Here is a 21,242-nt window from a genome sequence, read left to right on the forward strand (position 1 = left end):
GTAACACCATTAAAGACCTTGATGGGTTTTTCTGTCCACTTAAATGTTCAACTTAAATTTTACAATCTGCCGAATTAATAAAACTCCCAACATCATGCACGAGGGCCGCAACCATTAATAGCAAGCGGTCACGCGCTGTAAGATGATGGACTTTTTTGAGACGGTCAAATAATTGCGTCGCAAAAGTTAACACAATTTCACGATGCACTTGTTCAACCAAATAACGATCCGCAATACCACGTGCCGCCGTCACGATGTCCGCTTCCGCTTGTGCATCATTAACCGATAAACCATCTAAAACGGTAATATCACTAATTTGCAACGTGGACACCTGCAGCGCTGACATGACATGCAAAAGCAGTAACATTTCTGTGAGAATAAATGGCACATCATTAAAATCAACCGCATATTTTTCAATAATGGCTTGATCATTTAAATTAGCCAAATCGTCCGCTAACGTTTGAATGACCGCCTTTGACACACGAACACAATGTGCATGTTCCGGCAAGAATATCTGTTGCGCGGCACCAGCACCCAGTAAAATTAATGACTCTGCTGGCTGATAAGGTGGTAACATATGCCAAAAATCAGCTAATTTACTATTAATCAGTTCTCTGGCAAAGGCCGTTTCCTGCGCGACCCCGATAGCCATATCATGAATGGTTTGCGCCAATCGAATCGGCCCAACTGCTGAATGTTGCGAAAACACAAACCGTGCGTTGTTAAAATAACTCAGATCAAGTCGCGCAGAGCTCATGCCCAAAACAAAAAATTGACCGTCTGTCTCACTGACCTTTTGCTGTTGATAAGCTTGCCGTAGCGCTAATTGGCGATAAAAACTTTCTTGATTACCATTCAACCACTGTATTTTAAGACCAGTTGCTGTTTCAATTTGATCAGCAAAATAAACCGCATTTTTCATTTGTGACAATGTTTCACTACCATATAATGTCACTTCTTTGACGGCATAATCGCGTAATAATTGTTGAAATTTATGCACTTGCGCTAACGCACGTCGCATAATTTCCGTTGTGAAAATAGGTGCGTTAATATCAGTTTCACCAAAATCACGCGTTACTTTTTCAATTTTTTCCCCAGTTTTCTGATTAACGATCTGCAAGGCAGCCGAACTAGAATTTAATAAGATAATCCCCTGAATTGTTGCCATGTCCACCTCAAATGCTATCAATGTGATATTATCAGTTTATCACATAATATTCTCTTTTAATTCACGAAAAATATCATAATTCTAATTAATTTAAAATTTTTAAATTATTGATGGTATTTGAATGTACAGCTTTCCTCATGATCATTAATGACCCCCATCCCCTGTAAAAATGAATAAATGGTCACTGGGCCCGCAAATTTAAACCCCCGCTGCTTCATATCCTTAGCAACACTTTGTGATAACTCATTTTGCGCTGGAATCAGAGCGACATCAGTCACATGATGGTCAATCACCTGCCCATTCGTAAACTGCCACATGTAGTTTGAAAAGCTTCCAAATGCTGCTTGTACACGTTTAATGGCATGTGCATTATTAACCGTGGCTGCAATCTTCAACCGATTTCGAATAATTGTTGCATCATCGCGTAATATTGCTTCATCTTGTGCGGTCATTTGGCTGACTTGTGTCAGATCAAAATTTTTAAAGGCTTGTTTCAGACCCGCTCGCTTGTTTAAAGCAATTTCCCAGCTGAGCCCGGCTTGAAAAATTTCTAACGTTAGCAGTTCAAACAATAACCGATCGTCTTGTCTAATGGGATGTCCCCATTCAACATCATGGTAGGCAACCATCGTCTCTGATGGCCGATAATGCGTCACCCACTGACATCTCGTCACTTGTTTTTCAACCATGTCAGCACCTTTCTTACGGGATCTTGGGCTCTTTTTTCTGCTGGACGGGTTTCCCAGTAAATAACATGCGCCACTGTCGCAACCGCAATCACACTAACGCCTAGCGCCAATATCGTTTTATTTGTCATCGTAAATAGCTACCTCTTCTTTTTTTTGGTAAAAAAAAATCACACCAAAAGGTATGATTTTAAGTCAAGTCACTGATTACTTTGCTTGGATAGCATCGCGTGCAGCAACTGACAAGTTATAGAATGATTGGATACCTTTGTATTGTCCTGTTGAACCCAACAATTCTTCAATACGGATCAATTGGTTGTACTTAGCGATACGGTCAGTACGTGACAATGAACCTGTCTTGATTTGACCAGCGTTTGTTGCAACAACCAAGTCAGAAATTGTTGTGTCTTCTGTTTCACCTGAACGGTGTGACACAATAGCAGTGTAACCAGCTTCCTTAGCCATTTCGATAGCTTCGAAAGTTTCTGTCAAAGTACCAATTTGGTTAACCTTGATCAAGATTGAGTTAGCGGCACCCATGTTAATACCCTTTTGTAGGTATTGTGTGTTTGTAACGAAGAAGTCGTCACCAACCAATTGGACCTTCTTACCCAATTCAGCAGTGATTGTTGCCCAGTCTTCCCATTCGTTTTCATCGATAGGATCTTCGATTGAGATAATTGGGTAACGTTCTGTCAAATCTTCAAGGTACTTGATGAATTCAGGTGTTGTGAATTCTTCACCTGTTGACCAACGCAACTTGTATGTCTTAGTTTCAGCATCATACAATTCTGATGAGGCAACGTCGACAGCAATAGCGATATCTTGACCTGGCTTGTACCCAGCAGCTTCAATCGCACGGATCAAGTACTTCAAAGGTTCTTCGTTGTCAGCAAAGTCAGGCGCGAAGCCACCTTCATCACCAACTGATGTTGCCTTACCGTCAGCTTCCAACAACTTCTTCAAAGCGTGGAAAGTTTCGGCACCATAACGGATAGCTTCCTTAACTGTTGGGGCACCAACAGGCATGATCATGAATTCTTGGAAGTCAACCTTGTTAGCTGAGTGTGCACCACCGTTAATAACGTTCATCATTGGTGTAGGCAAAACGTATGAGTTAACGCCACCCAAGTATGAGAACAAAGGCACACCTAATTCATCCGCAGCTGCACGGGCAACAGCGATTGACACAGCCAAAATAGCGTTTGCGCCTAACTTACCCTTGTTTTCTGTACCGTCGAGTTCGATCATAGCTTGATCGATTGCACGTTGGTCAGTTACGTCGAACTTACCAACCAAAGCCTTAGCGATAGCATCGTTAACATTGGCAACGGCCTTTGTTGTTCCCTTGCCACCAAAGCGTGACTTGTCGCCATCACGCAATTCAACAGCTTCGTGTTCACCAGTTGAGGCACCTGAAGGTACCATACCGCGACCGAAACCACCTAATTCTGTGATAACTTCTGCTTCAAGTGTAGGGTTTCCACGTGAGTCAAGAACTTCACGTGCGATAATATCAGTGATTAAAGACATCTGTCTATTTCTCCTTTGGTTTATGGTTTTCTACCATGTATATTATATCACAGGCCAGTGGTTGAAACATAATTTGTGTACAAAATTCATGATCATTAAGAAGATATGGCCTGTTGGATCGCCTTTTTTAAACGGTATTGCATCTGTTCAAAAAGCCGTGTCGTGCCCGGCATTGCGCCACTTTCAGCTCCTAACAACTGCAAAACAGTTTGTCGAAATTCTGGTGTTTTCGCAACCAGCGTTGTGTTCAACATTTCGCGTAATACGACAAGCTGTTCTGGATTATACGTATCGGTGCCGCAATCAATAACAGTTTCTGCAACATCATTTGTATCTGAAATCATTTGTTTTTCGAATTCAGATTTTGCGGTGTAATATGACCGAATTAAATCCGTTGCATGATTGGATAAGGCCGTCATAAAGTAAGTTAAAAATTTTGCTCTTGGCTGAATCGTGTCAAACCGTTGTACACAACGTAGTAAAATTTCTAACCCATCTGCATACCAGTCGTCAGCCGTGATGCGGCTACTCACTTTACGTCGATGAATGTCAAACATCGCACCTTTTAAATGCTTAATTAAAACATTGTACGCAATATCATGGCCATTTTGTGCCGCACGAACGGCAGCAAGTAATCTATCTTTCCCCAACACTAATCCCCCACACTACAAGTGGCAGTAGTTAGTATTCAGGTCATCAATCGATTAACGCTGCAACAACTACTCGCACACCATTACAGTGGGTTACGTGAGCTAAATCCTTGATAAATCAACAAACTTGCGGCAACACTGGCATTCAGACTTTGGACATGACCAACCATCGGAATCGTAAGCATGCCATCAACCTTTTTCTTCAACAGAGGTGAAATTCCCTTGCCTTCATTACCAATCACCAACGCTGTTGCACCTTTGGCATCCCAACGACGATAGTCTTCCCCAGCCATATCGGTCCCAAAAATCCAAACACCACGGTCTTTAAGTTCATTAACCGTATTCACCAAATTTGTCACACGCGCAACTGGTACATATTCGATCGCACCGGTTGAAATTTTCGCTACTGTCGCCGTAAGCTGGACTGCTCGTCGCTTTGGAATGATAATCCCATGCACACCGGCTGCATCCGCTGTACGTAAAATCGACCCCAAATTGTGGGGATCTTCAATCCCATCTAAAATTAAGAAAAATGGTGCTTCTTGGCGTTCTTCTGCCCGGGCAAAAAGATCATCAATTGTGGCGTAGGTAAAGGCTGCGACACTCAAAACGACACCTTGATGATTACCACCATCAGTCAATTCATCCAGCTTTGATTTTGGCGCTTGTTGAATAACTAAACCTCTTTTTTTAGCCAGCTGCGTCACTTCATTGCGAATTTTATCTTGCAAGCCAGTCTGTAGCCATACTTTATTGATTTCTTGCGTCCCTTGTAGTGCGGCAACACTGGCATAGTGGCCATAGACAAATTCGGCTTGGTTAGGCGTTTCTTGTTCACGTTTCATTTTACTGTTCTCCCTGATTCAACTTGTTCAAAAATCCATGTCATAAGTGATTGAATACGGTCATGTTGCTGCGATAGATATAAGAAACCAAAAAGGGCTTCTACCCCCGTAGAGACACGGTAGCTCACAACATCCGTATTTTTCGCTTTCGTATGCGATTTTGCATTCCGACCACGTTTGAAATAACTCAGTTCGGTATCGGTTAGCAGATTGTCTGTTATCATCAAGTCAAACAAAGCGGCATGCGCCTTGGCTGAAACATAGTGTTTACTGCGCTTTTGTAAGTCATTCACTTTAGTTAAACCAAGTGATAACAAATGTTGGCGCACTTCAAGTTCATAGATTGCATCGCCGATATAAGCCAACGATAACCCGTTCATTTGTTCATATTGTAAATTAGTCATACTCCTATTATACGCGAGATAACGTTTGTGCGTACGAGTTTCCTGACTAAAGCAAGAACTTCTTTAGTATAACCGGCGTCAGGCAGTGCGCCTATATTTTTGGCCTAATTGGTACTTTTTGTGGCCTAATTGGTATGACAGACGTTAATGGCACAAAAAAAACGCTCACATCACTGTGAACGTTTTTGATGATGAATTAGGCGTCAAATGACTTAGCCACATCATCTAACTTTGGAATATCAGCAGAGGCATCAGCTTCAGCGTCAGGTTGTGCAATCACATCCCCAACCACCTTACTCTTAATCTTACGATATTCAGCCATACCTGTTCCGGCAGGAATAATCTTACCAATGATAACGTTTTCTTTCAAACCAACCAATGGATCGTTCTTTCCGCGGATTGCGGCATCAGTCAAGACACGTGTTGTTTCTTGGAATGATGCGGCAGACAAGAATGAGTTTGTTTCCAAGGCAGCCTTAGTAATACCAAGCAACACTGGACGTGCCGTTGCTGGCACCTGACCAGCAAACAAGGCTGGTTCGTTGGCGCGTTGGAAATCAGCAATATCCATCAACATACCTGGCAAAAGATTCGTTTCACCTGGATCCATGACACGTACTTTACGCAACATTTGACGAATCATGACTTCGATATGCTTATCTGACACTTCGATACCTTGCAAACGGTAAACCTTTTGGATTTCCGTCAACATGTATGATTCAGTCGTCAAAGTATCCGTTACAGCCAACAATTCCTTTGGATCGATTGGTCCTTCGTTAATGGCATCACCACGCTTAATGGCATCACCTTCAGCAAAACGCATACGCGCAGCCAATGGCAATGTGTATGTCCGTGTGTCTGTTTCGCCTTCGATTGTCACAGCCTTTGTACGTTCGGCTGGATTTTCTTCGATTGAAACAACTGTACCAGTCACTTCAGAAATTTCAGCACGTCCCTTAGGAATACGTGCTTCAACAATTTCTTGCACACGAGGCAAACCTTGTGTGATATCGTTTCCACCGGCAACACCACCCGTGTGGAAGTTACGCATCGTCAATTGGGTACCTGGTTCACCGATTGATTGGGCAGCCACTGTTCCAACAGCTTCACCGACTTCAACTTCTTCACCAGTTGCCAAGTTACGACCATAATCCAACACAGAAACACCGTGTTCAGTTGTTGATGTAAAGACTGAACGTATTGTGACTTCTTCGATACCAGCAGCCACAATACGCTTAGCGATATCTTCATCAATCATTGCGTTGCGGGCAACAATCTTTTCACCAGTTTCTGGATCAAAGACTGACTTCATGGCATAACGACCCAAGATACGGTCGTACAATGGCTCAACAACAGATGTGCCGTCCATGATAGCACGAACAGCCACACCACGATCAGAATTGTTATTCCATTCACGCACGATAACGTCTTGCGCCACATCGACAAGTCGACGTGTCAAGTAACCAGAGTTGGCCGTCTTCAAGGCCGTATCTGACATTCCCTTACGGGCACCGTGGGTTGAAATAAACATTTCCATCACAGTCAAACCTTCACGGAAGTTCGCTGTAACTGGCAATTCAATAATCTTACCACCAGGACCCGCCATCAAACCACGCATACCGGCCAACTGCACGAAGTTAGAAATGTTACCACGCGCACCTGAGTCCTGCATCATGAAGATTGAGTTGGTTGGTTCGAAGGAAGCAATCAACTTTTCTTGGATAACATCCTTAGCCTTAGTCCAGATTTCAATGACACGTTGGTAACGTTCGTCATCTGTAATCAAACCACGACGGAACTGCTTTGTCACAGTTGCGACTTGCTTATGGGCGTCTTCCAAGATTGCTGGCTTATCTGGCAATTCAGTCACATCAGTCATGGATACAGTCAAACCTGATTCTGTTGACTTTTCATAACCAAGATCCTTCATGCGATCCAACAACAATGATGTTTCCGTTACCTTATAACGCTTGTAGACTTCAGCAATGATGTCTGACAAGAAGCCCTTCTTGAAGGAACCAACAACTGGTGTTTCCGCCAAGTATTCATGAATGTTTTCACCAGCTTCAATGAAGAAGCGGTCATCAACACCCTTGAAGTTTTCTTCAGATGGTTCGTTAATATAAGGGAAATCAACTGGCAAAATTTCGTTGAACAGCAACTTACCAACAGAAGTTACCATAATCTTTGAACGTTGTTCGTCCGTAAATGGCTTTTCTGCTGGGAATGATGATGTTTGGATACCCACACGTGTATGATAGTGGACAACCTTACTTGCAAAGGCCATTTTTGCTTCTTCAACAGAAGAGAAAATCATACCTTCACCTTCACGACCAGCTTCTTCAGTCGTCAAGTAGTAGTTTCCAATCACCATATCTTGAGATGGGGCAACGATTGGCTTTCCATCCTTTGGTGCCAAAATGTGGCCTGCGGCAAGCATCAACAAACGTGCTTCAGCTTGCGCTTCATCAGACAATGGCACGTGAATGGCCATCTGATCACCATCGAAATCGGCGTTATAGGCTTCAGTAACCAATGGATGCAACCGCATGGCCTTACCAGAAACCAACACAGGTTCAAAGGCTTGGATTCCCAAACGGTGCAACGTAGGGGCGCGGTTCAAAAGAACTGGGTGTTCCTTGATCACGTCTTCCAATACGTCCATCACATCTTCATCAGCCTTGTCAATCTTACGCTTAGCAGACTTGACGTTACCGGCTAACTTACGTGTTGTCAATTCCTTCATGATGAATGGGCGGAACAATTCGATTGCCATTGGACGTGGCAAGCCCATTTGGTTCATCTTCAAGAATGGTCCAACATCGATAACCGAACGACCTGAATAGTCGACACGCTTACCCAACAAGTTTTGACGGAAGCGACCTTGCTTACCCTTCAACATGTGAGACAAAGACTTCAATGGTCGGTTACCAGGACCAGCCACTGGACGGCCACGACGACCGTTATCAATCAAGGCGTCGACGGCTTCTTGCAACATACGCTTTTCGTTTTGCACAATGATGCCTGGGGCATTCAAATCAAGCAAACGCTTCAAACGGTTGTTACGGTTAATGACACGACGGTACAAATCGTTCAAATCAGATGTGGCAAAGCGGCCACCTTCCAATTGCACCATTGGTCGCAAGTCTGGTGGGATAACTGGAATAACATCCATTACCATCCATTCAGGCTTGTTTTCTGATTGCAAGAAGGCTTCAATAATGTCCAAACGACGTACGGCACGTACACGCTTTTGACCAGTTGCTTCTTGTAATTCACGCTTTAATTGATCTGCTTCGGCAGCCAAATCAACGCTTGCCAACAAATCTTTAATTGCTTCAGCACCCATGCCAGCCTTAAAGCTAGCACCATATTCGCGCTTCAATTCACGGTATTCACGTTCAGTCAACAATTGCTTCTTTTCAACTGGTGCATCACCAGGTTCAATGACAACATATGACGCAAAGTAAATAATTTCTTCAAGTGAACGTGGTGACATGTCAAGGACAAGTCCCATACGTGATGGGATACCTTTGAAGTACCAAATGTGTGTAACAGGTGCAGCTAATTCGATGTGCCCCATGCGTTCACGACGAACTTTTGATGATGTCACTTCAACACCACAGCGGTCACAAACAATTCCCTTATATCGGATTCGCTTGTACTTACCGCAGGCGCATTCATAATCCTTTGTAGGTCCGAAGATGCGTTCATCGAACAAGCCGTCTTTTTCTGGCTTAAGTGTTCGATAGTTGATCGTTTCTGGCTTCTTTACTTCACCATAAGACCATGAACGGATCTTATCAGGCGAAGCCAAACCGATTTGCATGCTCTCGAACTTGTTAACATCGATTGCCATCTATTTGCTGTTACCTTTCGTTATTTATTAAGTTAACGTTGCCAGCCAGTCCCCGACACGTTTGCTATAAGCTAAGTTCAATATGGCATTCAACCTACCTTATAACAAACGTGCCACAAACTGTGTGCACGTTAATTGTATATGATTAAGCTTCGTCAGTTGTGTCTGTCATTTCTTGGGCTTCTACCTTAGAGAATGCAGCCGCAACTTCTTCATCTTCTTTGTTTAAGAGATCAGGATTTGAGCGTACCAACTTTTCAAGCGCATCAACTGGCAAGATTGAGTCATCTTCATCCATTTGACGAAGTTCAACTTCATCGCCTGCGCCATCCAAGACTTGCATATCCAAGCCAAGGGCTTGCAATTCCTTCACCAATACTCGGAATGATTCTGGCACGCCTGGACGTGGGATTGGTTCACCCTTAATGATTGACTCATAGACCTTCACACGACCTGCAACGTCATCTGACTTGTAAGTCAAAATTTCTTGCAACGTGTAAGCAGCACCATAAGCTTCAAGGGCCCAAACTTCCATTTCACCGAAACGCTGACCACCGAATTGGGCTTTACCACCCAAAGGCTGTTGCGTTACTAATGAGTATGGTCCGATTGAACGGGCGTGAATCTTATCATCAACCATGTGGGCCAGCTTCATATAATGCATGACACCAACACCAACACGCTTGTCGAAGGCTTCACCAGTACGACCATCATAAACAACTGACTTACCATCACGTGGCAAACCAGCTTCACGCAAAGCTGCTTCGATTTCATCATCGCTAGCACCGTCAAAGACTGGTGAGGCAACGTGAATACCAAGTTCCTTAGCTGCATAACCAAGATGCAATTCAAGCACTTGTCCAATGTTCATACGTGAAGGCACACCCATGGGTGACAACAAGATGTCAATTGGCGTACCATCTGGCATGTATGGCATGTCTTCTTCAGGGACAACAACGGAAACCGTTCCCTTGTTACCGTGACGACCGGCCATCTTATCACCGACTTGAATCTTACGCTTTTGCGCGATGTACACACGTACCATCATGTTCACACCTGGGGCAAGTTCATCACCGTTTTCTGGTGTGTAAATGCGGACGTTTTGCACAACACCGCCACCACCGTGTGGCACACGCAATGAAGTGTCACGTACTTCGCGGGCCTTTTCACCAAAGATGGCATGGAGCAAACGTTCTTCGGCTGATAATTCAGTCACACCCTTAGGCGTTACCTTACCAACCAAGATATCACCGTCATGCACTTCGGCACCGATACGGATAATACCGTTCGCATCCAAATCCTTCAACTGATCTTCACCAGTGTTTGGAATTTCACGTGTGATTTCTTCCGGTCCGAGCTTTGTATCACGGGCTTCTGAATCATATTCTTCGATGTGAATTGACGTATAAACATCTTCACGGACCAAACGTTCGTTCAAAACGATGGCATCTTCGAAGTTATAACCTTGCCAAGTCATAAAGGCGATCAATGGGTTTTGTCCCAAAGCTAGTTCACCCTTTTCCATTGAAGGTCCATCCGCCAAAACTTCATCAGCTTCGACATGTTCACCTTCACGAACAATTGGCTTTTGGTTATAGTTCTTACCACCGTTAGAACGGCGGAACTTCATCAATTCATACGTATCTAATTGACCGTCTTCACGACGAACACGAATTTCGCGACCATCAACATATTCAACGACACCAGCGGCACGAGAAATCATGGCAACCCCTGAGTCGTGCGCAGCCTTATATTCGATCCCTGTCCCAACAAGTGGTGCATGAGGATCAAGCAAAGGTACCGCTTGACGTTGCATGTTGGCACCCATCAAGGCACGGTTGGAATCATCGTTTTCCAAGAACGGAATCGCAGCTGTTCCAACAGAAACAACTTGCTTAGGCGAAACGTCCATGTAGTCAATGCGGTCAATTGGTGTTTCAATGTTTTCTTCACCGAAACGTGCCATAACTGTATCATGAACGAAGCTACCATCTTCATTTAATGGTGAGTTCGCTTGTGCCACGATGTAGTTATCTTCTTCATCGGCAGTCAAGTAATCGATCTTGTCAGTTACCTTGTGCGTTGTCCAGTCAACACGACGGTATGGTGTTTCAATGAAGCCATACTTGTTAATGCGACCATACGTTGCCAAAGAGTTGATCAAACCGATGTTAGGACCTTCGGGCGTTTCGATTGGGTCAATACGGCCATAATGCGTGTAGTGCACATCTCGCACTTCAACGCCGGCACGATCACGTGTCAAACCACCAGGTCCAAGGGCTGACAAACGACGCTTGTGGTTCATTTCACCCAATGGGTTTGTCTGATCCATGAACTGTGACAATTGTGATGAACCAAAGAATTCCTTCACGGCTGCCACAACTGGTCGAATGTTAATCAATTGTTGTGGTGTCACAGTGTTAGCGTCTTGGATTGACATCCGTTCGCGAACCACACGTTCCATACGTGTCAAACCAATACGGAATTGGTTTTGCAACAATTCACCAACAGAACGAATACGACGGTTACCCAAGTGATCGATATCGTCAACGTTACCAACACCTTCTTGCAAGTTCAAGAAGTAGTTCATGCCTGCCAAAATATCGGCTGGACGCACTGTGCGGTCGTCTTCCCCGATGTGACCATTACCAATCAAAAGCAATGTCTTTTCAGGGTTTTCAGGTGATTCGATCTTAATCTTTTGAAGCGTTACTGGTTCGTTCAACACAGCATCACCAGATGGTGTATACGTTGTTGTCTTGAAGTCTGGACGATCCAAGTATGGGCTAAGCTTGGACATCACTGTCTTATCAACTAATGTGCCCTTTTCGGCGATGATTTCACCTGAATCAGGATCAGCCAATGTTTCAGCCAATGTTTGGTTCAACAAACGTGTCTTCAATGACAACTTCTTGTTGATCTTGTAACGCCCAACTGATGCCAAATCATAACGCTTTGGATCAAAGAAACGCGCAACCAACAAGGCACGTGATGAATCAGCTGTCTTTGGTTCACCCGGACGTAGTCGTTCGTAAATGTCCTTCAGCGCTTCTTCAACACGTGAATCTGACATATCTTTGTGCACGTCTTTTTCCAAAGTCATGTTCAAAGCGTCATATTGGTCTGAGAAGATGTCGATAATATCAGAATCTGAACCGAAACCAAGGGCACGGACCAATTCTGTCATCAATAACTTACGTGTCCGGTCAATACGCACGTTAGCGATACCCTTAGCATCTGTTTCGTATTCCAACCAAGCACCACGGTTTGGGATAACCGTTGTGCCATAGCGTGGGCGACCGTTCTTGTCGTTTTCTTGGTTGTAATAGATACCAGGAGAACGCACAAGTTGTGAAACGATAACACGTTCAGCACCATTGATAATGAACGTGCCTTGTTCTGTCATCAATGGGAAATCACCAAAGAACACGTCTTGTGACTTGATTTCACCAGTTTCATGGTTCGTCAAACGCAAAGTAACGTGTAATGGTGCTGAGTAGTTGGCGTCGTGTTCACGCGCCTCATCAATGTTGTACTTTGGTTCCATCAACTTGTAATCGACGTATTCCAATGACAAGTTGCCTTGGAAATCATCGATTGGCATGATGTCGCCAAACATTTCTTTAATACCTTCATCCAAGAACCATTGATATGACGCCGTTTGAATTTCAATCAAATTTGGCACATCAAGCACTTCTTTGATGCTAGCATATGAACGACGAGTGCGGTGCTTACCGTACTTTACTAAATGTCCTGCCACATTTATCACCTCGTTTGTTTTTCGCTGCGTTTTGTTTGTTACAATTCAGTTACAAGATGGTGATTCCCACCGAACTTGACCCCGAATAGGCACAAAAAAAGCAATCGCCGCTGTTTCCGCAGACAACGTTTGCTTCAATATAAAGGTATTGCGGACAATATTTCGCAAAAAGCCATATTTATTCACAGTATTACTAAGAATAATTATACGCCTTTTGCAATCATTTGCAAGCCCTTTGCGGGAGACACACAGTGGTGCTACCCCTTTTAATTAAACATGTTCAACATCAAATTCTGGGACATCTGGATCACGCGCAATATCAACTAATTGTAAGAAATTATCTGGATCAAGTGCCGCTGTCCCAACCAGCACGCCATCAATATCCTTTTGTCGCATAATTTCGCGAGCATTATGCGGTGTCACTGAACCCCCATATAAAATACGGACTTGTTCAGCAATCACCGGTGAATACAACTTCGCCAAAGTTTGACGAATCAAATGCGCAGCCTTTTGCGCTTGATCCGCACTGGCTGCTTCACCTGAGCCAATGGCCCACGTTGGTTCATAAGCAATCGTCACATTCCGAATTTGATCAACTGAGACACCAGCAAGTGCTGCTGCCACTTGCGCCACAGAGGGTTCGGCATCCATAAACTGCGCGTACGTGCTCATGTCTTCATCTACGTCAATAATTGGTCGCAAGCCGTTACGTAAAGCGGCCGTGACTTTCAAGTTCACCGTCGAATCCGTTTCGTTGAAGAACTTCCGACGTTCAAAATGACCAATCAAGACATAAGTTACCCCAATATCTTTTAACGCTTTGGGTGACGTTTCGCCAGTATAGGCCCCACTGTCTTCCCAGTGCACATTTTCCGCGACAACATGAACGGGTGTTTCTTTCGTTGCTCGCACCATATCTGCCAAAAACAAATCTTGCGCTGCAATGCCCGTTTCAACAACATGTTGATCCGGCACCCTGCCATTAACTTGCGCCAAAAAATCCGTGACGTCGGCCTGCAACTTATTAATCTTCCAGTTTGCGACCACAAACGGCACGCGTTTTGCCTTGTGCATCTTCGCCATCATTTATCATCTCCTCGCAACATGACAAACATGAAGATTGCTTCAATTAGTAGCAACATCGCTGTATATTGCGCTTCTTCATTCACTAGACGTAATAAAATGTAACTCACAACCAGCACACCTAATCCCATCCCCGTTTTCACGAGTGATCGTTGATGCTTACTCCGTGCCAACAACTCTGATAAGTGTTGGTTTTCTGATTGTAATTCTGACACATCCAGTTTCAATGCTTCAATCTGATCGAGCATTTTATCATTTTCTTGCTGCATTAAATCAAAATCTGATTGTGATAAGACATCTTCAGTTTTTGGTTCACGCTTTGTTCGTTTGAAAAGTAACATTATTATTCTCCATTACCACTATTTTACCACAAGAAAAATCAGCATTGCGTGCCTGACATAACAAAAAAGCTATTTTATCAGTCACCTGATAAAATAGCTTGGATGCAGCCGGCGGGAGTCGAACCCGCACGCCCTAAACGGGCACAGGATCCTTAATCCTGCGCGTCTGCCAATTCCGCCACGGCTGCGATGTTGTTTGTATTGACAACTCCATTAGTTTAGCTTACTCAACACAAGATGTCAATATTTTTTATCAAAAATCCTAAAAATGATAACTTAATAAAACACCATTTAGCCCCTGCACCGCCCCTCTTTCCCATCCCAAATCCGCAAAAAAATCCTCTGCTTCATATAGAAGACTTTTATTAACGCAAAAATTCTTTGATATTTTTATCTTGCTTATTTCTCTCAGTGTGGTACACTGGTCTTGTAATAAAAGTTATTGATTTTGATTTGTTTTTCTCGGAAGGCGCTCAAGTACCAATTATTTAAGTTACAAAATATAACATTGGTGAGCACACCAAGGAGAAACATATCATGGAAAAAGGCACAGTAAAGTGGTTTAACGGCGAAAAGGGTTACGGTTTCGTAACTCGCGAAAATGGTGAAGATGTCTTTGCACACTTCTCAGCTATCCAAGGCGACGGCTTCAAGACTCTTGAAGAAGGCCAAGCTGTTGAATTTGAAGTTGAAACTTCAGACCGCGGTTTGCAAGCTGCAAACATCGTTAAGTTGTAATCTTAAACAACTAACACAAAAAACTCGCTTCGGCGAGTTTTTTTGTGTCCAAATTTCGTGGTATAATGAATATGTTAGATTAAACACAAATTAAGGAGTTTAGCACACATGGCTAAGTTAGTATTGATCCGTCACGGTCAAAGTGAATGGAACGCATTGAACTTGTTCAACGGTTGGGTTGACACAAAGTTGTCGGACAAGGGTATCGCCCAAGCAAAAGAAGCTGGTGAATTGTTGGCTGCTGAAGGCATCCAATTTGACCAAGCTTACACATCTGTTTTGACACGTGCCATCACAACATTGCACTACGCTTTGGAAGAAGCTGGTCAATTGTACATCCCTGAAGTGAAGTCATGGCGTTTGAACGAACGTCACTACGGCGCTTTGCAAGGCCAAAACAAGGCCGAAGCTGCTGAAAAGTGGGGTGCTGAACAAGTCCACATCTGGCGTCGTTCATACGACGTTTTGCCACCATTGTTGGACAGTTACGACGAAGAAGTGACTGTACAAGGCAAGACATACCCTGCCTTTGACCGTCGTTACGCTGATGTACCTGAAGGTGAATTGCCATTGGGTGAAAACTTGAAGATTACTTTGGAACGCGTTTTGCCATTCTGGGAATCAGACATTGCCCCACAATTGAAGGCTGGCAAGAACGTTGTCATCGCTGCCCACGGTAACTCATTGCGCGCCTTGGTTAAGCACTTGGAAAACATTTCAGATGAAGACATCTTGAATGTTGAAATTGCTAACGGTCAACCATTGGTTTACGACCTTGCTGATGACTTGTCAGTTGTTTCTAAGAAGACTTTGACAAAGTAATGCATTAACCTAGTTATCATCAGATAGCTAGGTTTTTTTATGGCCTTTTTTTCGACAAAGAAAAACCGGCATACATCCTGTATGCCTTTTTTTCTGATTGCCCCTGCTGGATTCGAACCAGCGCATAGCGGTACCAAAAACCGCTGCCTTACCGCTTGGCCAAGGGGCAATAGTTAATTTATTCAGCCGTTAACTATTAATCGGCTATGGGAGCGGTAGGATTCGAACCTACGAACCCGAAGGAACGGAGTTACAGTCCGTCGCGTTTAGCCAGACTTCGCTACACTCCCATGTCTCAAACAACTATATTATAATAACAAATATTTAAAACCTTGACAACCCCTTTTCGCGAATTTTTTTAATTTTTTTGGCTGATGCTGATTCTGCTAATGCTGACTGGATTTCAAGTAAATTATCTTGTTTATATCGCAGGCATTCATTATACTAGAATAAGGTAAAAAACTGCATTTGGAGTTGTAACTCATGATTGTATCCGCCACCAATAAACAGCGCCGGCACGCTCTGATTTGCTTTCTGATCGCCTGTCTGCTCGGCCTACTCACTAAATTTAATATTCTAGTGCCTGTCGCACTCGACCAACTGTTACACAGTCTGTTCAACACGGTACAGTCTAACTTTGGTGATACTGTTATGGCCATTGCGACCTTTTTAGGTAATCCTGTCGTCGACGTCATTTATGCCTTTATTTTGGCTGGCGTACTCGTCATTGCGCAATTGCGTGTCCCAGCGATTTGGACCGTTGTCAGCGTCTTACTTGGTGACGTGGTGTTGAGTATCATCCGCTTCATTGTCAATCGGCCACGGCCAGTTGGTCATTTATTATCGGATACAGCCTCTTCATTTCCCAGCTCGCACGTCTTTGGCCTGTTCGTCGTCATTTTCATTATTGGTATCCTAGTGACGCCCAATATCAACAGCCACCGTGCGCAAATCATTATCACTTGGTTGACCCAACTCATCGGTGCCCTAACCATTATGAGTCGTTTGTATTTCAACGCTAATTTCTTAAGTGATACGGTTGCGGCGATTCTATTCGCCTATGCTTGGGTGATTCTTTCAGCCACCCTTTATCCAAAGTTTGCCACTTTTCTCCAACGACGCGTCCCATTATTTGAACATGAAGAAATTTAAAAAGCGTGATTGCTGTTTGCAATCACGCTTTTTATTATTGTCCGATTGTGTAATCGTCTTCTTCCATCGCCTCAACAGCACCCAAGAGATACCCGTTCCCAACACCTGAGAAAAAGTCATGGTTCGCCGTTGACGTTGACAAACCGTTCATGACCACCGGATTCACATCCTCGGCACCATCAGGGAACATTGGTTCCTGACCAAGATTCATCAATGCTTTATTGGCATTATAACGGAGGAAGGTCATGACTTGATCATACCAGCCCAAGTCATCGTACAATTCATGTGTGTAATTCTCTTCATTTTCATAAAGATCATAGAGCAAATCATACATCCAAGCTTGCAATTCTGCTTGTTCCGCTTCAGATAATTGGTTAAAGCCAATTTGGAACTTATACCCAATATACGTACCGTGAACAGATTCATCACGAATAATCAACTTGATGATTTCCGCCACGTTCAGCATTTTGTTGTGTCCCAAGAAATAAAGCGGCGTATAAAAACCAGAATAGAACAAGAATGTTTCCAAAAAGACAGAGGCCACTTTCTTTTGCAATGGTGTGCCTGTTTGGTATACATCATTGATACGGTTGGCCTTATATTGCAAAAATTCGTTGTTATCAGCCCATTCAAAAATCGCTTCAATTTCTGACTTTTCATTTAACGTCTCAAAAATTGATGAATAAGACTTCGCATGAATTGATTCCATAAATTGGATGTTATTCAAAACGGCTTCTTCTTTTTGGTTAAGGGCATCAAACTTCAGTTGGGCCAACCCATCTTGTGATTGCAAAGTATCCAACGTCGTGAGCCCACCAAAGACAAGGTTCATCGTTTTTTGTTCTTGCGGTGTCATATTACCACGCCAATGCCGCAAATCATTTGAAATCGGGATACGCGTGTCGAGCCAAAATTGTTGGGTGAGCTTTTCCCACGTTGCCTTGTCCAACTCGTCTTCAATGTTGTTCCAGTTAATTGCTGTATATGAATTGTCTTTTAAATGTTGTACCACAGTTATTCTCCAAATATTGGTTTGATTAAGTGATAAGCTTTGTCTGCATCGAATGTGCTTCCGCGTAATTCGTAGGCATATAACATCGGTACGTTAAACCGTTCAGCATAACGTATCGCTGTCAAATTGAATTGGACGTTAAAATTACGGTTCCCTGAGCCGATGACACCTTTGAGATACTGTTGATTCCGTCCAAAGGCGATGTAGTCGCCCAAAGCGTTCGTAAAAATCTCGGTGACTTCTGGCCCAGTCCCTGTACCCCCTGTTAAATAGGTTGGTACAATAGCCACAAACGGCTCTGTCTCGTTAGCGTAATCCGTTTCATCCCCAATACAACGCGCGACGACCGTGTCGCCATGCGCTGCTGCCACTTCGCTTAACTTTGAGACAAATGATACTGTGTTACCTTCTGTTGACGCATATAAAATATTAATTTTGACCATGACCCTCTTATCCCTTGTAACGTGATGTGCTTAAATCGAGCAACTTTCACACTCGTTCACACCAGATTCTTGGTGATCATCCGTAAATGTGCGGACATAATACAATGACTTAATCCCCTTATTAAAGGCATAGTGACGCAAAATCGTCAAATCACGTGTGGTCATCTTTTCTGTCCGACCCTTTTTCCATTCATACAACGCCGTTGACAACGTTGAACGCATGAATAACGTTAAGGCCATCCCTTGGTCAATGTGTTCTTGTGCCGCGGCATAAACATCGATGACTTTGCGCATATCCGTATCATAGGCTGACACGTAATATGGCATTGTCTCGTTGTTTAAACCAGGCGCAGGATAGTACACTTTTCCGATCATCCCCTCTTGACGTTCTTCAATTTTATTGACAATTGGTAACAATGTTGCGGTGGTGTCATTCACATAAGAAATTGAACCGGTTGGCGCAATCGCATGACGATAGGCATGATACATCCCATACGTCATGACATTTTCCTTTAATTCTAACCAGTCACGTTGTGTTGGCACGTGGTGATTAGCAAAGGCAGCGGCAACTTGTGGTGTTTTTGGTGCCCAATCTTGCGTGAGATACTTATCAAAGTAAGTGCCATCGGCGTACGCTGACTTGTCAAACTCAAAGAACTTTTCTTGGCGTTCCTTGGCCAACTTCATTGACGCTTTAATTGAATAATAGTTCAACGTCATGAAGAATGTTGACGTAAAGTCAAGGGACGCTTCGTCACCATAATACATTTGGTTTTGTGCAAAATAAGCTGCCAAGCCCATTGCCCCAAGGCCAATGGCATGCTTTTCTTGGTTACCCTTGGCAATTGATGGGACCACATCCAAGTTTGACGTATCAGAAACAAACGTCAAGGCACGTACCATCGTATCAACAGAGGTTTCAAAATCAGGCGTTGCCATCATGTTCACAATGTTGATTGATCCCAAGTTACAGCTGACATCTGATCCCAAACGTGTGTATTGTTGCCCATTATCAAGTTCCGACGGTGTCTGAACTTGCAAAATTTCTGAACACAAGTTTGATGACACAATCTTACCTGCAATGGGGTTAGCACGGTTGGTCACATCAATGTTAATAATGTAAGGGTAGCCAGATTCTTGCTGTAACTTTGAAATTTCTTCTTCAAGTGTCCGCGCATTGAGCCGATATTTTGTAATTTGATCATTGGCCACCATGTTGTCGTACTCAGCCGTGATGTCGACATAGTTAAATGGGACACCATACACCTTTTCCACATCAGCGGGACTAAACAAGTACATGTCCTCGTTCTTGCGCACTAATTCATAGAACTTGTCTGGCACAGTCAAGCCAAGTGACAATGTTTTCACACGAATCTTTTCATCCGCATTTTCCTTCTTCGTTGACAAGAAAGCCATAATGTCAGGATGGAACACTGACAAATACACAACACCGGCCCCTTGACGTGCCCCAACTTGTGATGAAAATGTGAAAGAGTCTTCCAACAACTTCATGATTGGCACAACGCCACCTGCTGAATTGGCGATCCCCATGACTGGGGCCCCTGCTTCACGCAAGTTCGACACGTTAATGCCGACACCACCACCCATTTTTGAAAGTTGCAACGCCGAATTAATCGTTCGTCCAATTGAATTCATGTCGTCCGACGTTTGAATAATGAAACATGACACCAATTCACCACGACGCGCCCGCCCAGCATTCAAAAAACTTGGTGTGGCTGGTTGGTAACGTTGGTGAATCATTTCATCGGCCAAACGCAAGGCCAACGCTTCATTACCCGCAGCATAATACAATGCATTCATCGCAACACGATCGATGTAAGTTTCAACGTAATATTGGCCATCATTTGTTTTCAGCGCATATTGGTTATAGAACTTGAACGCCGCCATAAATGACTTGAAGTTAAAGTTTTCGCCTTCAAGGTAAGCATACAATTCTTCAATAAACGCTAAGCGATACTGTTCGATAAAGGCACGTTCCAAAAAGTTGTTCTCAAAAAGCCACTCAAAACGTTCTGACAAAGAGTCGAACTTTAAAACATTCGGCCAAACGTTTTCCGTCAGAAAAGCATCGAGCGCCTCTTGGTCTTTTTCAAGTTGAATTTGATTGTTTTTTGGAATGTTGACTTGGTTATTTAAGTCAAAATAAGTCACCTTATCTAAGTTAATCTCTTTTAATGGCATAATTACAATCCTTACTCTATTATTGTATTTGTTATAAAAGCTGAAATCAACAACTCATCGCCGTTGACTTCCGCCTTTGGTCTTCATTCATTAATGGCTTAAATTAAGCTGAAATCTTTTTGAGTACGTCTGGGCGGAAACCAGAAAACTTTGGCATGCCCTCAATGGCGACAACTGGTGTTTGTCGGAACCCGTCAGCCTTTAACGTTTCCACATACGCCACTTCTTCTTCAATATTGATTTCCTTAAAGGGGATACCTTGCGCTGACAAGAACTTCTTCGTCATTTTGCATTGTACGCAGTTATATTTTGTATAGACAGTTACTTTTTCCATAATCGTTGCCTCAATCTTTTGTCTTAATTGTTATTGCTAGTTTACCCTCTTTTGGAAATTAAACAAGGACAATATACGTCTTCACAAACAGTTGTTCGACACGAGACAATGTTAGCAATTGTTTGCCGAGAAAAATGATTTTAAATTTCACAAACTTATTTTTTGTGCCTGAAAAACCCCCGATATATCAACGATTATGCCAATTTCACC

General features: G+C 43.3%; 17 protein-coding genes and 3 tRNA genes. 3 read left to right on the forward strand and 17 right to left on the reverse strand.

Annotated features, from left to right (window positions below; translation table 11 throughout):
• Positions 1 to 52 precede the first annotated feature (52 nt).
• The 11 genes from IE039_RS02750 to IE039_RS02800 form a co-directional block, all read right to left on the reverse strand.
• The gene (locus IE039_RS02750; RefSeq protein ID WP_229782831.1) at positions 53 to 1,168 is read right to left on the reverse strand and encodes a Ppx/GppA phosphatase family protein; all 1,116 of its coding nucleotides are present in this window, start codon (positions 1,166 to 1,168) and stop codon (positions 53 to 55) included.
• Positions 1,169 to 1,272: 104 nt separating this feature from the next.
• Positions 1,273 to 1,857: a DNA-3-methyladenine glycosylase I gene (locus tag IE039_RS02755; protein ID WP_189428693.1), complete on the reverse strand. Its 585-nt coding sequence runs from the start codon at positions 1,855 to 1,857 to the stop codon at positions 1,273 to 1,275.
• A 204-nt stretch (positions 1,858 to 2,061) separates the two neighbouring features.
• The gene (eno, locus tag IE039_RS02760) at positions 2,062 to 3,387 is read right to left on the reverse strand and encodes a phosphopyruvate hydratase (protein ID WP_010003319.1); all 1,326 of its coding nucleotides are present in this window, start codon (positions 3,385 to 3,387) and stop codon (positions 2,062 to 2,064) included.
• A 95-nt stretch (positions 3,388 to 3,482) separates the two neighbouring features.
• Complete coding sequence (locus tag IE039_RS02765; protein WP_189428694.1) at positions 3,483 to 4,037, reverse strand: RNA polymerase sigma factor; 555 nt, start codon at positions 4,035 to 4,037, stop codon at positions 3,483 to 3,485.
• Between the two features lie 83 nt (positions 4,038 to 4,120).
• On the reverse strand, positions 4,121 to 4,882 hold the full coding sequence (rlmB, locus tag IE039_RS02770) for a 23S rRNA (guanosine(2251)-2'-O)-methyltransferase RlmB (RefSeq protein WP_189428695.1): 762 nt from the start codon (positions 4,880 to 4,882) through the stop codon (positions 4,121 to 4,123).
• Positions 4,879 to 5,286: a Mini-ribonuclease 3 gene (locus IE039_RS02775; RefSeq protein ID WP_010003348.1), complete on the reverse strand. Its 408-nt coding sequence runs from the start codon at positions 5,284 to 5,286 to the stop codon at positions 4,879 to 4,881. The genes rlmB and IE039_RS02775 overlap by 4 nt, the downstream gene beginning before the upstream one ends.
• Positions 5,287 to 5,482: 196 nt before the next feature.
• Entirely contained in the window at positions 5,483 to 9,145 is a 3,663-nt protein-coding gene (gene rpoC / locus IE039_RS02780; RefSeq protein ID WP_189428696.1) for a DNA-directed RNA polymerase subunit beta', read from the reverse strand.
• A 145-nt stretch (positions 9,146 to 9,290) separates the two neighbouring features.
• On the reverse strand, positions 9,291 to 12,905 hold the full coding sequence (rpoB, locus tag IE039_RS02785; RefSeq protein ID WP_029509473.1) for a DNA-directed RNA polymerase subunit beta: 3,615 nt from the start codon (positions 12,903 to 12,905) through the stop codon (positions 9,291 to 9,293).
• Between the two features lie 270 nt (positions 12,906 to 13,175).
• Complete coding sequence (gene tpiA / locus IE039_RS02790; protein WP_189428708.1) at positions 13,176 to 13,988, reverse strand: triose-phosphate isomerase; 813 nt, start codon at positions 13,986 to 13,988, stop codon at positions 13,176 to 13,178.
• Positions 13,988 to 14,329: a hypothetical protein gene (locus IE039_RS02795; protein WP_029509471.1), complete on the reverse strand. Its 342-nt coding sequence runs from the start codon at positions 14,327 to 14,329 to the stop codon at positions 13,988 to 13,990. The genes tpiA and IE039_RS02795 overlap by 1 nt, the downstream gene beginning before the upstream one ends.
• 103 nt (positions 14,330 to 14,432) lie before the next feature.
• Positions 14,433 to 14,517 (reverse strand) — tRNA-Leu (locus IE039_RS02800).
• A gap of 349 nt (positions 14,518 to 14,866) precedes the next feature.
• Here IE039_RS02800 and IE039_RS02805 point away from each other — a divergent pair.
• On the forward strand, positions 14,867 to 15,067 hold the full coding sequence (locus IE039_RS02805) for a cold-shock protein (RefSeq protein ID WP_010001709.1): 201 nt from the start codon (positions 14,867 to 14,869) through the stop codon (positions 15,065 to 15,067).
• Between the two features lie 108 nt (positions 15,068 to 15,175).
• On the forward strand, positions 15,176 to 15,889 hold the full coding sequence (gene gpmA / locus IE039_RS02810) for a 2,3-diphosphoglycerate-dependent phosphoglycerate mutase (protein ID WP_029509470.1): 714 nt from the start codon (positions 15,176 to 15,178) through the stop codon (positions 15,887 to 15,889).
• Between the two features lie 97 nt (positions 15,890 to 15,986).
• Here gpmA and IE039_RS02815 read toward each other — a convergent pair.
• Positions 15,987 to 16,058, reverse strand: a tRNA-Gln gene (locus IE039_RS02815).
• 38 nt (positions 16,059 to 16,096) lie between these two features.
• Positions 16,097 to 16,179 (reverse strand) — tRNA-Tyr (locus IE039_RS02820).
• Between the two features lie 193 nt (positions 16,180 to 16,372).
• Between IE039_RS02820 and IE039_RS02825 the strand changes: the two genes are divergently transcribed.
• Positions 16,373 to 17,041, forward strand: a complete 669-nt coding sequence (locus IE039_RS02825) for a phosphatase PAP2 family protein (protein WP_029509469.1) — start codon at positions 16,373 to 16,375, stop codon at positions 17,039 to 17,041.
• A gap of 34 nt (positions 17,042 to 17,075) precedes the next feature.
• Here the strand turns inward: IE039_RS02825 and nrdF are convergent, their stop codons facing one another.
• The 4 genes from nrdF to nrdH all read right to left on the reverse strand — a co-directional run bounded on the left by nrdF (position 17,076) and on the right by nrdH (position 21,032).
• Positions 17,076 to 18,053: a class 1b ribonucleoside-diphosphate reductase subunit beta gene (gene nrdF, locus IE039_RS02830; RefSeq protein WP_068851551.1), complete on the reverse strand. Its 978-nt coding sequence runs from the start codon at positions 18,051 to 18,053 to the stop codon at positions 17,076 to 17,078.
• A 2-nt stretch (positions 18,054 to 18,055) separates the two neighbouring features.
• Positions 18,056 to 18,496, reverse strand: coding sequence for a class Ib ribonucleoside-diphosphate reductase assembly flavoprotein NrdI (locus tag IE039_RS02835; RefSeq protein ID WP_010006151.1), 441 nt, complete (start codon positions 18,494 to 18,496; stop codon positions 18,056 to 18,058).
• Between the two features lie 30 nt (positions 18,497 to 18,526).
• Positions 18,527 to 20,698, reverse strand: coding sequence for a class 1b ribonucleoside-diphosphate reductase subunit alpha (gene nrdE / locus IE039_RS02840; RefSeq protein WP_189428697.1), 2,172 nt, complete (start codon positions 20,696 to 20,698; stop codon positions 18,527 to 18,529).
• Positions 20,699 to 20,801: 103 nt separating this feature from the next.
• Positions 20,802 to 21,032, reverse strand: coding sequence for a glutaredoxin-like protein NrdH (gene nrdH / locus IE039_RS02845; RefSeq protein WP_029508861.1), 231 nt, complete (start codon positions 21,030 to 21,032; stop codon positions 20,802 to 20,804).
• Between the last annotated feature and the right edge of the window lie 210 nt (positions 21,033 to 21,242).

The sequence above is a fragment of the Leuconostoc lactis KCTC 3528 = DSM 20202 genome (genome assembly GCF_014651235.1).
GTDB classification, from domain to species: domain Bacteria; phylum Bacillota; class Bacilli; order Lactobacillales; family Lactobacillaceae; genus Leuconostoc; species Leuconostoc lactis.